Raw genomic sequence first — 14,585 nt, 5'->3', positions numbered from 1 at the left:
TTTTATTATTTTGTGTAATTCAGCGTAATATCACCTACTCTTACCTTTTGAGTACCATCTCCAGCTGCACTTGTTAGTTTTAATAAAATAACTGCTGTATCTCCAGCTGTCATTGCTCCTGGATTTAAATTTGCAGTAGTCCAAGTAGCAGAAGAACTTGCTGCTATTGTACCTAAAGCTGTACCATTTTCTAAAAACATTGTTGCACTAAAAGTAGTAGCTCCTTCAGCCTGATAATCAATTACAATAGGGTTGGTTGCATCCCAAGACGTAAAATCATTAGGTAAAGTAAATCGAACAACAATATCATAATCTTGAGCAGTTGCTTCACTACTATACCATTCGTAGAAGTTCATAAAATTACCTGAAGCACCAGTATTATCAGAAGTCATAACACCTAAATTATTTGTTCCGTCTGCATACAATGTAGCTCCTGCATATTCAGCACTTAATACTTCTTTTACTGTATTATTAACCGTTCTCCATTCAGCATCTGTTCCTACAGCATTCGTCATTAAAACTTGATTTGCTGTACCATTAGCAATCTTAGCAACTGTTACATTTTTATCTGCTATGTCATCTGTTTTTACTTCTCCATTTTTAATATCCTCAGATAAAATCGTTTCATTTAGAATCTTATTAGTTGTTACCGCATCTGTCTTTATATCAATCGTAACATCTTCTAATAAAGCCGTTGCTCCATTTGCCGAGATATCTAAATCTGTAGATGTTAATGCTTTTCCTGTAATATTATCTAATGCTGACAATGGTACTGTTGCAGTATTTCCATCTTCTAACGTAATACTTAAATCAGTTCCTACAACACCAAAATTTGTTATTGTTTGATCATCAGTATTATCTAAGAACGGTGTTAAATCTACTGTTCCACCATCCTCTAATGTTAAGATGTTTCCAGTTGCTAATGTTAATGCCTGATCATCGGTTCCTGCGGCTGCTAATACAGTTGAGAAATCTACCGTTTGTGTTCCGCCATCTTCCAGCGTAATCGTTAATATTTTTGTTGTATTATCTAGCGTTGCTGTTATTGCTTGATCATCAGTATTATCTAAGAATGGTGTTAAATCCACTGTTCCTCCATCTTCTAAGGTTAAGATATTTCCTGTTGCTAATGTTAAAGCCTGATCATCTGACCCTGCTGCTGCCAACACTGTTGAAAAATCAACCGTTTGTGTTCCACCATCTTCTAGCGTAATTGTTAATATTCTTGTTGTATTGTCTAGCGTTGCTGTTATTGCTTGATCATCCGTATTATCTAAGAATGGTGTTAAATCTACTGTTCCGCCATCTTCTAAAGTTAAGATATTTCCTGTTGCTAATGTTAAAGCCTGATCATCAGTTCCTGCTGCCGTCAACACTGTTGAGAAATCAACCGTTTGTGTTCCGCCATCTTCCAACGTAATCGTTAATATTCTTGTTGTATTATCTAACGTTGCTGTTATTGCTTGATCATCCGTATTATCTAAGAATGGTGTTAAATCTACTGTTCCTCCGTCTTCTAAAGTTAAGATATTTCCTGTTGCTAATGTTAAGGCTTGATCATCTGTGTTTACTCCTGTTGCTATAGTAGCTAATGGTACAGTTGCTGTATTTCCATCCTCTATGGTGATGCTTAAATCTGTTCCTACAACTCCAAAATTCGTTACCGTTTGATCATCCGTTCCTCCTCCTGTTAATACAGTTGAGAAATCTACCGTTTGTGTTCCGCCATCTTCCAGCGTAATCGTTAATATTTTTGTTATATTATCTAGCGTTGCTGTTATTGCTTGATCATCAGTATTATCTAAGAATGGTGTTAAATCTACTGTTCCACCATCTTCTAAAGTTAAGATATTTCCTGTTGCTAATGTTAAAGCCTGATCATCAGTTCCTGCTGCTGCCAACACTGTTGAGAAATCTACCGTTTGTGTTCCACCATCTTCCAGCGTAATTGTTAATACTCTTGTTGTATTATTAAGTGTTGCTGTGATTGCTTGATCATCCGTGTTATCTAAGAATGGAGTTAAATCTACTGTTCCACCATCTTCTAAAGTTAAGATATTTCCTGTTGCTAATGTTAAAGCCTGATCATCTGATCCTGCTGCTGTCAACACTGTTGAGAAATCTACCGTTTGTGTTCCGCCATCTTCCAGCGTAATTGTTAATATTCTTGTTGTATTATTAAGCGTTGCTGTTATTGCTTGATCATCTGTATTATCTAAGAAAGGAGTTAAATCTACTGTTCCACCATCTTCTAAAGTTAAGATATTTCCTGTTGCTAAGGTTAAGGCCTGATCATCGGTATTTACTCCTGTTGCTATAGTAGCTAATGGTACAGTCGCTGTATTTCCATCTTCTAAGGTAATGCTTAAATTATTTCCTACTACACTAAAGTCTGTTACTGTTTGATCATCTGTATTTACGCCTGCAGCAATTGTTGCCAACGGTACACTTACTGTACCTCCTGCACTATCGGTAATTACTAAATTTGTTCCTACAACTGTAAAAGTTGAATTCGTAACTGTTGTGTCTACTCCTGCTGCAATACTTGCTAATGGTACAGTTGCTGTATTTCCATCTTCTAACGTAATACTTAAGTTCGTCCCTACAACACTAAAATCTGTTACTGTTTGATCATCTGTATTTACGCCTGCAGCAATTGTTGCCAATGGTACACTTACAGTACCTCCTGCACTATCGGTAATTACTAAATTTGTTCCTACAACTGTAAAAGTTGAATTCGTAACTGTTGTATCCACTCCTGCTGCTATAGATGCTAATGGTACACTTACCGTACCCCCTGCACTATCAGTAATTACTAAATTTGTTCCTACTACTGTAAAAGTTGAGTTGGTTGTATTTGTATCAACTCCAGCGGCAATAGTTGCTAATGGCACCGTTGCTGTATTTCCATCTTCTAACGTGATACTTAAATTCGTTCCTACAACACTAAAATCTGTTACTGTTTGATCATCTGTATTTACGCCTGTAGCAATTGTTGCCAAAGGTACAGTCGCAGTATTCCCATCTTCTATAGTGATACTTAAATTATTTCCTACTACACTAAAGTCTGTTACTGTTTGATCATCTGTATTTACGCCTGCTGCTATAGTTGCTAACGGTGTACTCACAGTATTTCCTGCACTATCGGTAATTACTAAATTTGTTCCTACAACGGCAAAACTTGCATTAGTTACTGTCGTATCTACTCCTGCTGCTATATTTGATAAAGGTACCGTTGCTGTATTTCCATTCTCTAACGTAATGCTTAAATTAGTTCCTACAATACTAAAATCTGTTACTGTTTGATCATCTGTATTTACGCCTGCTGCTATAGTTGCCAACGGTGTACTCACAGTATTTCCTGCACTATCGGTAATTACTAAATTTGTTCCTACAACGGCAAAACTTGTATTAGTTACTGTCGTATCTACTCCTGCTGCTATATTTGATAAAGGTACCGTTGCTGTATTTCCATTCTCTAACGTAATACTTAAATTAGTTCCTACAATACTAAAATCTGTTACTGTCTGATTATCTGTATTTACGCCTGCAGCAATGTTTGACAAAGGTACCGTTGCTGTATTTCCATTCTCTAACGTAATACTTAAATTGGTTCCTACAATACTAAAATCTGTTATTGTTTGGTCATCAGTATTTACACTTGTTGCAATCCCTGATAATGGTGTACTCACTGTATTACCATCACTATCTGTAATTACTAAGTTGGTTCCTACAATTCCAAAACCAGTAGTAGTTGTGTTCGTATCTACAACACCTCCTGTAATATCTGTTAAAGGAATACTTACGCTATTTCCTTCAGAATCGATTAATTTTAAATCCGTTCCATCTTTAATTAAACTAGCATTGGTTGTATTATTAGCTAATACATTTACATCATCTCCAGTTATTAACCTATTCCATTTATTGTCAAGCCAATAATAATATCCTTTTTTCAATCCAGATACTTCTGAGGTATTATAAACTGTAAGACCTTCAACGTTTCCAGATGTTATTGTTGAAGTATCTGTTAACGATGTTAATGCTACTTTTGGTATCAATAATCCTTTATTATTTGATACTATTTCTAATTGAGCCGATTTATTTGGCGCTACAGTACCAATACCTACTTGTCCGTAGATACTACTTCCAATTAGAAGGGCTAATATTTGTACTTGTTTTTTCATAATTATAAAAGTTTATTTTTTTTATTTTTTTATTATTTGGAACTCTGTTCTCCTGTTCAACTGATACTCTTGCTGAGAACATTTTTTAGGGTATTTACAATCAACTACTGGGTCTGTTTCTCCATAACCTTTACCTATTAATCGAGTCTTGTTAACCCCTCTTTTTTCTATAAATTCTATTACTTTTTGGGTTCTTTCATCAGATAGTTTCAAGTTGTATTCTGGACGACCTCTACTATCTGCATAAGATTTAATTTCTAAGCTGATTTCTTTATGCTTTTGTAAAAATTCAATGAGTTTTTCTAACTTGGCTATTGCATCTTTTCTGATGTTAGCTTTGTTATAATCGTAGTAAATTTTGGTATTTAAAACCTTTGTAAAATCTTCATCATTTTTAACCTCAACTACACGTTTTTTTACTTTTAATTGAATATTTCCTCCTTCGTATTTTTCAGGAATAAGTTTATCTATAAAAACATAGTTGTCATTTTCTGCCTTTAGAATATTAGGTTTAAACTTGCTTACTCTTAAACTAAATTTACCATTTGCATCAGTTACTCCTTTCGATTGAATTTTCCCATCTGTATCAGTAACTGTAACTACTACGCCAGAAATTGGCTTATTGTTTTCTTGATCTATGATAACACCTTCTAAATCATATTCTATAACCTCTTTTATAGGAATTATCTCTGTAAACTTGTAAATATTATCTACCCCAGACCTATCTGAACTCAAAAAACCTTTTTTACTAGTATTATTTATTGAAAAAGCATAATCGTCTTTTGAACTATTAATCGGTTTTCCAACATTTATTAACTGCTGTCTCTTAGATGCTAAATCGAAATAAAACACATCGTAACCTCCTAATCCAAAATGTCCATCAGACGAGAAATACAACTCATATTTTGAAGTCACAAACGGAAAAGACTCTCTTCCTTTTGTATTAATTTTTGGTCCTAAATTTTTAGGTTTCCCTAGCGTTCCTTGATTATAAATATCTACTGAATAAATATCCGTTTCTCCATAAGAACCAGGCATATCTGAAACATAATAAAGTATCTTCTCATTTGGAGATAACACTGGATGTGCTGTAGAATAACTATCTCCATTAATGGTTAAATCTTCAATATTCCCCCAATTTCCATTAGCTCCTTTTGTAGCTCGGTAAATTTTCAACCTTGTTATCTTACTATTCTTATCTAAAGGTGTATTATTAGATTTTGTGAAGTACATGGTTTTACCATCTTTCGTAATAACAGCTGATGATTCATGGTATTTAGAATTTACAGATCCTTTAAGCAGTTTTGGTTTTGAATAATGATTACTTTTTGAATCTAAAACAGCTGTATAGATATCTAAAAAACGTTCATTGTCCCAAGCATCTATTCTACCAATACTTGTTCTAGTATTCCTAGCTGATGAAAAGTATAAGGTGTCATTTCTCAAAAAAGCACCATAATCCATATACTTTGAATTTATCTCTAAAGAATCTAATGTGAATCGATTAGAGTTTAACTCAATAATATTCAGATAATCTTCACTGTTTTTTAGATTTTTGTCTAAAGAGCCTGAAACTTTTAAAAATTCATTATAAATTTTTTCAGCTTGTTGTTTTTCTCCAATAGCTCTTAAAGATTGCGAGTATCTTAATAAGTAACTTTGATCTTCTTGGGCAGCTTTAGTACTATATAATTTTTCATACCACGTAACAGCCTTTGAATAATCTGCATTATAATAATAAGAATTCCCTAGTTTTAATAGCACTTCTGGTGACTCATTCCCTGAATTAACTACTTTTAAGTACGCTTTTGCCGCATTTATATATGCGGAGTTTTCATATTCTTCATTTGCCTTTTTTAATTCTTTTTCTTGAGCTGTTAATCCAAACAGCATAAAAAAAGCAATTACGAATAAGGTTATTGTATTGTTATATTTCATTAGATATTTTTTTAATTAAAAGAATCTTGGAGAAACCTTTCCTTGTACTTTTCTGAAGAATTCAAACCTTAGAAATACTTCATGAGAACCAGAATTGTAATTTCCAATATCAGTAGTATCATAGTCATAGGCATATCCCATAAATAATGAATCTGATATCTGTACACCTACTAAAGCACTTATCGCAGCACTCAATCTATACGACGCTCCCAACGTAACCTTCTCATTGATTAAAAAATTGGTTGATAAATCCATCACTAATGGCGCTCCATTAGTTACTTTAAAAAGTGTTGCAGGTTTAAATTTTAAATTATCTGTTAGTTCAAAAACATATCCTCCTGTTAAGTAAAAATGTTGTGTTTTTGCAACATTGGAGGTTGATGAGTTTTTATAATGTTTTGTATAAAGTAAATTAGGTACCGATAAACCTACGTACCATTTTTCTGTATATAAATAACCTCCAACACCAACTATAGGTGAAGTTTCTCTTAAATTGTTTTGAAAGGCTGGGTCTAATGGGTCTTTAATATTTATCCTAGCATAATCTATATCTATGATATGTAGCCCTCCTTTTAACCCAAAAGCAAAGTTTAAATCATAATCGTTTAGAGGCAATATATAAGATAAATCTGCTGCAAAAGATGTTTCTATCGATGGTCCTATTTCTTCTCTATATACAGATAAACCCAATCCTGTTCTTTCTCCCATTGGAGTATTAATAGACAACGTTTGCGTTATTGGTGCCCCTGGTATTCCTTGCCATTGCGACCTGTGTAGCGCATTAATACTTAATACATTTCTTGTTCCTGCATAAGCTGGATTTATAGAAATGGTATTATACATATATTGTGTAAACTGTGAATCTTGTTGAGAATATATTGAGTAATTAGCTAACAAAACAAGCAACACAATTATTACTTTAAAATCCTTCATAATTAATTAGTTTATAAATAAGTATCCAGCTCTTTTTACCATTTCAGAATTGTATTTATATTCTAAAATGTAATAGTATGTTCCTTTTGGTAGCCTGTCATTTCGGTTTAGAGTTAGCCTTCCATCCGAGTATCCTCTAAATGATTTGTCTTTATTATTATATCCTTTAGTTTCAAATATTTTAACACCTGATTTATTGAATATTTTAACTGTGTTATCTGGATAATTTTCTATACAACTAAACTCTAAAACGTCATTCTTACCATCATCATTGATACTTAATCCATTATACACTGTTAAACAACCACCTGGCAATATCAACTCTTCTTTAACCAGAGCTAATGCAAAGACACCGTAGCCTGTAGCTTCTGAAACTGTTGTTACCGAATTTGTAAGTTCATCTACAATTCCGCCTTCATCTACCCAAAACCCCTGAGTAGGATCCCAACGTACTATGTGTATTGCCGTTTTTGAAGTTGCTTGTGTAATAGCTGAAGAAGTTGTATTGTTATCCCATGTAAGCGTAACAACTACATTGGAATTTCCATTTTCTTGTGTAATTTCCCAATACTCATTTGTATCAATGTATTTAATTACACCTACCTTTAAGTTATGTGGATATAGTGCGTTACTGTTTTCTAAAAAATATTTAGACTTTATAATCTCTCTAGTATCAAGAGGTGCTGATATTTTTGACGCTCTGTATAAGTTTTTATCACCTACAGGAAACTCAAATTCAGTATCACCTTCTTTATGTACATAACCATCAACATGACTGGTATTAGAAGTATTACTATGCGATGCATTTTGCTCAAAAGTTATTATACCATTAAAGTTTGTGTTATCTACAATACCAGAAGAAAAATCTGCTTCATTGTATACATTTAATCTTCCTGATAATTGAAATGGTATTGCATTAGATGTATTATTAAATAATACATTATTAAAACGACTTACTGCACTTCCTGAAATTTGTTGGAAATCTGTTCCAATAAAATTAGCCGTACCATTAGGAGTTAAAAAATCGACGAGACCATCATTTTTAAAATCGGCATAAACATACATTTCACCTTCATTTACGAAGTTGCCTGTATTCGTATTTTCAAAATCATTAACCAATGAAATTGTCGTGCTTGGAGTAACGTATAAATCTCCTTCGTTAATTGTTTGTCCAAAACTATAAGTGCTACGAATAAACACTATAATTATAATGACCATGCTCAGTTTCTTCATTCTTATTTTTTTAAGTGAATTAAAATTTGAAACACAGAATTGGTTTTCCCTTTAACCATTCTGTTATTTCTTAAACATCAGGTTAGCTATTTGCGTTAAACATTAGCTTATTAAACAGGGAATCTTTGTCATTTCTCTTTTTTAACAAAGCATGTACAGGAGTGGAAAAAAAGTACTGGCAGTATGTTAAGTGTACTCTAGATATAGATGGGAAAACACTTTGATTTAAGGTATTCAAAGTCATCATTTTCCTAAAAATTGTAATCACTAAAGAATTGTGGTAATTCTGTTTAGGTAAGGTTATAGTATTGGTGATTACTTTTAATGAATCAATATTGATGATATTCTCTTTTTCATCTACATATGCTAATGCTTGCTTTTTTAAATTAAAAAAAACATTAGCTATAGATTTTAATATTAGAATATCATAGTTATGATCAACTTTAATATATTTTGCTTCCTTCCAATAATAAAACTCCTTAGTTATACTATTAGAAAAAGCTAATACATTTTTTATGTTATTATTAATGAATGATGATGTTTCTGAAACTCCAATTAATTTTATTTTTGGAGCAACAGTATCGTTAGTAAACGATATTACATCTAATTTTGAAGGTTTGTTTTGTGAAAAAATTTGCTCTCCGATTATGGAGAACGAATCTGAAGCAGAAAACAAGAATACTAATATAAAGGCATAATTCCTCATATTTAATAGACAATAATTGTTATTAAACTGAGGGGGGAAATAGTACTCTTGCGGCAAAAATACATTTTTTTCTGTATTCGTACACTTTTTTTAAAAATAAATTAAAATTTAGGGGAAAAACCCTTAATCTTGATTTTGACGTTTTTAAAATATTATAACCATACTATTTTTCTAAAGAAACAATGCGTAATAAAAACTTTTAGTTTTATGGAAAAGATATAATCTAGTAAGTAAAAATCTAAATATTTTTTTTCATAAAAAAAGCCAAATGTTAAACATTTGGCTTTATTAGTAGCGGGAACAGGACTCGAACCTGTGACCTTCGGGTTATGAGCCCGACGAGCTACCTACTGCTCTATCCCGCGATTTGCGGTTGCAAATATACAACTTTTTATTATTTAATTCCTAATATAATCTCATTTTTCTCTGATAAAACATGGAAAACCATTAAAAACAAGCATTTATAAAGTATATTCACTGTAAAAAGTATCTATATAGAAAACTCCATTAAAAAGCATTCTTTAATTTTTGCCATAAATTTGAAAATGGTTTGTAGAGATTCTTAGTTAATGTATTATAATTTTTATCGTCTTTTAACCCCAATCCAAATTTTACTTTTTTAATTTCTTCTGAACGTACTAGAGTACCAAACATCCAATCCCAAATAGCAAGTTTGGCTCCCATATTTTTATTAAAATGATTCTTATTATTACTATGATGAATCTGATGTTGAAAAGGGCTAATAAAAACATATTCTAACCAATTAAAATAGGTAAACCTGATATGAGAGTGTCTTAAATTTGCTCCAAAAACGAAGAAGAAAAAACTAAAGATATTCGCTCCTAAAAACATGACTTTATGAACAGAGTTACCTGACAGAAATTCGAAAAAACCTGTTGTAAACCCAAAAATAATAATCCCTCTAATATTATTTATAATCAATTCTACAGGATGAAGTCTGTACTGTGTCATTGGTGTTAAGCTAGTGGCTGAATGATGAATTTTATGAAATTCCCATAAAAAAGGAACTTTATGCATTGCATAGTGTATTAAAAAGCTAAAAAAATCATTCAGTATGGTTAATGTAAATGTATAAAGCAATAGAATTTGAATACTATTTATAGCCATTTTAGGGTACCCAAATTGATTGATTAAAAACTCATTAGTATAAAAAGCAATATAAAGCCCGTATATCAAATAAGGAGCTATACATAATAACTTAATAAAACTATTAATAAAGATTAAATAATAATCAATAAAAGCTGAACTGCTAAACCATATTTTTTTAGGTAATAGATATTGAACAAAATTTACTTTAGGTCTTATTTTTTTAAAAGTGTAAAAAGCTAGAAGCATAGCAGTAAATAAGTACAAGACATAAATTCTCTTACTTGGATTCTGGAAATAAGAAAAGGGCATATTAAGCCCTTTCTGAATGATATTAATAATATTATCTAACATCTACTACATGTTTCAATTCTTCTTTTTTTCAATCACTATTTTTTTAATCCCAACTCAACTAAACGTTCTGTTAAAAACTCTCCTGCTGTCATATCTTCATATTGCTTTGGCGCTTCTGTAGTAATACAACTTTCTAAACAAGTTAAATCCATATTTGGATTAGGATGTAAAAAGAATGGTGTTGAATATCTTGGTTTCTTTAATTTATCCAAGTTAGTTGGATTTACCACTTGATGTATTGTTGATCGTAATTTATTATTAGTTAAACGTGCCAACATATCTCCTACATTAATCACTATCTCATCTGGAGCTGGCATTACATCTATCCATTCTCCTGCTAAGGTTTGTGCTTGCAACCCTTCAGCACTGGCTCCCATTAATAATGTTATTAAGTTAATATCTCCATGTGCAGCTGCTCTTACAGAATCCTTATGTTTTGCTATAGCCTCTTCTGATAATGGATAATAATGTAATAAACGCAAAATGCTATTTCCATTTTTTATTTTATCACTGAAGTAATCTTCTGGTAATTCTAAATATAAAGCAATTGCTTTTAATAAATTTTTTCCTGTATTTTCTAATGTTTTAAAAACTTCTAAGCCCTTTTCTTTAAACTCAGGCATATTTTCTGGCCAGGTGTTTTCTGGATAATTAAATTCATTAACCTCTTCTACTTCTTGACCAATATGGAAAAACTCTTTTAAGTCAGGTACACTTTGCCCTTTTGCACTTTCTTTGTTTTTAGAAATATATCCACGTTGCCCAGCAAATTCTTCGTTTTCGAATTCTTTTTTAGTTTCATCTGGCAATGCAAAAAAGGTTTCGATAGTATCGTATAAATCTTTTTTTAAGTCTGTTGACACACCATGATTCGCAACTATCGCAAATCCCATATTAGAAAATGAATCACCAAAATCCTTAATAAACTGCTTCCTCTTATTCTCATCTGTTGATATAAAATCTAAATAATCAACTCTTTTAATTTCGTTTTTCTCCACTTCGTATTTATATTAATTATCAGGCTACAAATAAACTTAACACTCATCAATTAAAGCATGATAATTATCATGTTACAACACAAGCATTCGTTGTTACTTTGGATTAAATTTTTTGACAAGTGAAAATCGAACAGTTATATACCAAATGTTTAGCAGAAGCCACCTACTATATATCTTCAAACGGTGAAGCTGCCATAATAGATCCATTAAGAGAAACAACTCCTTATTTAGAAATGCTTAAAGCTGATAAAGCTGTATTGAAATACATCTTTTTAACACATTTTCATGCCGATTTTGTTTCTGGTCATGTAGACTTAGCCAAAGCAACTAACGCTACTATTGTGTATGGTCCAACTGCTATTGCTGATTTTGAATTTTATCAAGGAAAAGACAATGAGATATTTAAAATTGGTAATACTACTATACGTTTACTGCATACTCCGGGGCATACTCTAGAATCTTCATCATATCTGTTATATGATGAATCCAACAAAGAGCATTGCTTATTCTCCGGTGATACTTTATTTATAGGCGATGTTGGTAGACCTGATTTAGCTGTAACTTCAAATGTTTCAAAAGAAGATTTAGCAGGTAAACTATTTTCTTCCTTACATGATAAAATCATGACACTTCCTGAAGATATAATTATCTATCCAAATCATGGTAAAGGTTCGGCTTGTGGAAAAAATATGAGTTCTGAAACTTACGACACTCTTGCTAATCAAAAATTAGTAAACTATGCTTTAGCCCCTAACTTATCTAAAGACGAATTTATTAAACAAGTATTGGACGGTTTATCTACTCCCCCTCAATATTTTCCGAAAAATGCTTCCATGAACAAACAAATTAATAAACCAATAGATTTAATAATAAAAGATAGCCTTCGAGCTATTTCCTTAGATGATTTTATAGATTATACAACTCATAAAAACGCACTCATACTAGATGTTAGAACTACTAGCGACTTCATAAAACATCATATTCCTAATTCTATTTTTATTGGACTAGAAGGTAGTTTTGCTCCTTGGGTTGGAGAACTTATAAAAGACATTAATCAGCCTATTATCATCGTTGCTCCTAAAGGCAAAGAGGAAGAAACTGTAATTAGATTAGCAAGAATTGGTTATGATAATGTTTTAGGATATTTAGAAGAAGGAATAAATTCTTGGTTAAGAAGTAAACATAATACCGAATCAATTGATTGTATAGATGCAGATTCTCCACAATTACTTGAAAATAATTCTTTTGTTGATGTAAGACGTATTGGAGAAATAAATGACAACTCTGTTAAAAATGCTATTCATTTACCTTTAAATAATATTCAAAGTCAATTCAACAAACTAGATAAAAACCAACCTTATTTTATATACTGTGCTGGCGGATATCGTTCGGTAATTGCTATTTCAATTTTAAAACAACATGGATTCTCTAAACTAACTAATATTAATGGTGGATTTTCTGAAATTTTAAAAAGCACAATTCCACTTGAGAAATGTAGGAAAAACTGCCCTACTTGTCTTTGTAGTTAACAAAATAAAAAAAGCTTCACAGAAATGTGAAGCTTTTTGCTTAGTAGCGGGAACAGGACTCGAACCTGTGACCTTCGGGTTATGAGCCCGACGAGCTACCTACTGCTCTATCCCGCGATTTGCGGTTGCAAATATACAGCTTTTTATTCTTTATCACCAAACAAAAAGTAATATTTAAATTAATAAAATCGTTAACTACAACAAGAACAAGCATATAAAAACAAACATTTCTAACTTAAAACAGCTTATCTTTGCAACATGACACATAAAGCAGGATTTGTAAATATTATCGGGAACCCAAACGTTGGAAAATCAACTTTAATGAATGCATTAGTTGGTGAAAAACTATCAATTATTACTTCTAAGGCACAAACAACCCGACATAGAATTTTAGGAATTGTAAATAATGAAGACTATCAAGTCGTTTTCTCAGATACTCCCGGAATTATTAAACCTGCCTATGAGTTACAAGCTTCTATGATGGATTTTGTAAAGTCTGCTTTTGAAGACGCTGATGTTTTAATTTACATGGTAGAAGTAGGAGAAAAAGAATTAAAAAACGAAGCTTTCTTCAATAAAATTATTAATAGTAAAATTCCAGTTATATTATTATTAAATAAAATTGATAAATCTTCACAAGAAGAAGTTGAAGAAAAAATAGCTTACTGGAGAAACAAAGTACCAAACTCATTTGTTTATGTAATTTCAGCGTTAGAGAAATTTAATGTTGAAACTGTTTTTTATAAAATTATAGAATTACTTCCTGAAGCTCCTCCTTTTTATCCAAAAGATCAATTAACGGATAAACCTGAACGTTTTTTTGTAAATGAAAAAATTCGTGAAAAAATTCTTCAACACTACAAAAAAGAAATTCCATATTCAGTTGAAGTAGAAACAGAGGAATTTGTAGAAGAAGAAAAAATCATAAAAATTCGTGCAGTAATTATGGTTGAACGCGAAACCCAAAAAGGTATTATTATTGGTCATAAAGGAACAGCCATAAAACGTGTAGGTACTGAAGCAAGAAAAGATTTACAGCAGTTTTTTGATAAAAAAGTGTTTTTAGACTTATATGTTAAAGTAAATAAGAACTGGCGTTCTAATGAAAGACAATTAAAACGATTTGGTTATAAAGATTAACCTTTTACTTCTTTTAATAGTTTTTTTGTAAAATCTTTCAATTCATCCATTTGCTTTTTTCCAGTGGCTTTACCTATGGTTCCCACAAAATATAACAATACCCAAACTATAGGTAATACAACCAACATTACAATAGGTAATATTGACGATTTGTTTAACGACCAATTACTGTAAGCAATAATTCCGAAAATTAGAAAAGCAGTAGCCACAAAAAAATGCAAAAACATAAAGAGTGTCCATACTTGAGGTTTCGGGCCAAACAACCCTTTAACTTTAGAAGTTAAATCAGTTATATCTTCAATTTCAATATGTAATTGTGGTGACCAAAAATGATTTTCTTTATCAGGAACGTCAATCACCAAATGATTGTCTACAAGTTTAGTTCTATACTTTGATACTTCAGATAAATTCTTTTTAATCTCACCCAATAAAACTTCTGAATTCATCTCAAATTCAATTTGGA

General features: G+C 31.6%; 10 protein-coding genes and 2 tRNA genes. 2 read left to right on the top strand and 10 right to left on the bottom strand.

Going from position 1 to position 14,585, the window contains the following annotated elements; all coding sequences use genetic code 11:
* Positions 1 to 5: 5 nt before the first annotated feature.
* The 8 genes from MHN29_RS00715 to MHN29_RS00680 form a co-directional block, all read right to left on the bottom strand.
* Positions 6 to 4,184: a hypothetical protein gene (locus MHN29_RS00715; protein ID WP_235273527.1), complete on the bottom strand. Its 4,179-nt coding sequence runs from the start codon at positions 4,182 to 4,184 to the stop codon at positions 6 to 8.
* A gap of 21 nt (positions 4,185 to 4,205) precedes the next feature.
* Positions 4,206 to 6,122: an OmpA family protein gene (locus MHN29_RS00710; protein WP_235273528.1), complete on the bottom strand. Its 1,917-nt coding sequence runs from the start codon at positions 6,120 to 6,122 to the stop codon at positions 4,206 to 4,208.
* Positions 6,123 to 6,137: 15 nt separating this feature from the next.
* Entirely contained in the window at positions 6,138 to 7,055 is a 918-nt protein-coding gene (locus MHN29_RS00705; RefSeq protein ID WP_235273529.1) for a type IX secretion system membrane protein PorP/SprF, read from the bottom strand.
* Between the two features lie 6 nt (positions 7,056 to 7,061).
* A complete protein-coding gene (locus tag MHN29_RS00700) occupies positions 7,062 to 8,288 on the bottom strand; it encodes a gliding motility-associated C-terminal domain-containing protein (RefSeq protein WP_235273530.1) in 1,227 nt (408 codons plus the stop codon).
* An 82-nt stretch (positions 8,289 to 8,370) separates the two neighbouring features.
* On the bottom strand, positions 8,371 to 8,994 hold the full coding sequence (locus tag MHN29_RS00695) for a hypothetical protein (RefSeq protein ID WP_235273532.1): 624 nt from the start codon (positions 8,992 to 8,994) through the stop codon (positions 8,371 to 8,373).
* Positions 8,995 to 9,286: 292 nt separating this feature from the next.
* Positions 9,287 to 9,359 (bottom strand) — tRNA-Met (locus MHN29_RS00690).
* 142 nt (positions 9,360 to 9,501) lie between these two features.
* Positions 9,502 to 10,455, bottom strand: a complete 954-nt coding sequence (locus MHN29_RS00685) for a sterol desaturase family protein (protein ID WP_235273533.1) — start codon at positions 10,453 to 10,455, stop codon at positions 9,502 to 9,504.
* Between the two features lie 35 nt (positions 10,456 to 10,490).
* The gene (locus MHN29_RS00680) at positions 10,491 to 11,453 is read right to left on the bottom strand and encodes an isopenicillin N synthase family oxygenase (RefSeq protein ID WP_235273535.1); all 963 of its coding nucleotides are present in this window, start codon (positions 11,451 to 11,453) and stop codon (positions 10,491 to 10,493) included.
* 119 nt (positions 11,454 to 11,572) lie between these two features.
* Here MHN29_RS00680 and MHN29_RS00675 point away from each other — a divergent pair, with 119 nt between their 5' ends.
* Positions 11,573 to 12,982 (top strand): rhodanese-like domain-containing protein, encoded by a 1,410-nt coding sequence (locus MHN29_RS00675; protein ID WP_235273536.1) that lies wholly within the window; start codon positions 11,573 to 11,575, stop codon positions 12,980 to 12,982.
* A 44-nt stretch (positions 12,983 to 13,026) separates the two neighbouring features.
* Here MHN29_RS00675 and MHN29_RS00670 read toward each other — a convergent pair.
* Positions 13,027 to 13,099: transfer RNA gene (locus MHN29_RS00670), tRNA-Met, on the bottom strand.
* Between the two features lie 141 nt (positions 13,100 to 13,240).
* On the opposite strand from MHN29_RS00670, the gene era reads away from it, so the two are divergent.
* Positions 13,241 to 14,122, top strand: coding sequence for a GTPase Era (gene era / locus MHN29_RS00665; RefSeq protein ID WP_235273537.1), 882 nt, complete (start codon positions 13,241 to 13,243; stop codon positions 14,120 to 14,122).
* Here the strand turns inward: era and MHN29_RS00660 are convergent.
* Complete coding sequence (locus tag MHN29_RS00660) at positions 14,119 to 14,568, bottom strand: GTP-binding protein (protein WP_235273538.1); 450 nt, start codon at positions 14,566 to 14,568, stop codon at positions 14,119 to 14,121. The two genes, era and MHN29_RS00660, sit on opposite strands and share 4 nt — an antisense overlap.
* Positions 14,569 to 14,585: the final 17 nt, after the last annotated feature.

This window comes from Tenacibaculum sp. Cn5-46 (assembly GCF_022347705.1).
Taxonomy (GTDB): domain Bacteria; phylum Bacteroidota; class Bacteroidia; order Flavobacteriales; family Flavobacteriaceae; genus Polaribacter; species Polaribacter aiptasiae.
This window is presented reverse-complemented; position numbering and strand designations above follow the sequence as displayed.